The sequence below is a fragment of the Winogradskyella ouciana genome, from assembly GCF_009709615.1.
GTDB classification, from domain to species: domain Bacteria; phylum Bacteroidota; class Bacteroidia; order Flavobacteriales; family Flavobacteriaceae; genus Winogradskyella; species Winogradskyella ouciana.
Genome location: NZ_WJYA01000284.1, coordinates 1 through 241 on the forward strand (window position 1 = coordinate 1; position 241 = coordinate 241).

Genomic DNA, 241 nt, shown 5'->3' on the forward strand with positions numbered 1-241 from the left:
GGATGCTCGAGCTCCGCCTCAAGGGCCTCAAGCTCTTCGGCAAGAAGCCCATGCCGAACTGGGACTCGGACCTCTCGGGCATCGGCTTCGACAACATCAAGTACTTCGTGCGCTCCACGGAGCAGCAGGCTGCCTCCTGGGAGGACCTGCCCGAGGACATCAAGAACACCTACGACAAGCTGGGCATCCCCGAGGCGGAGAAGCAGCGGCTGGTCGCCGGTGTCGCGGCGCAGTACGAGTC

Annotated in this window: 1 protein-coding gene; it reads left to right on the forward strand. The window is 64.3% G+C overall.

Annotation, left to right across the window (positions count from 1 at the left end; all coding sequences use genetic code 11):
* A partial coding sequence (locus F1003_RS19170; protein ID WP_497986942.1) for a hypothetical protein occupies positions 1-241 on the forward strand: 241 nt, incomplete at both ends.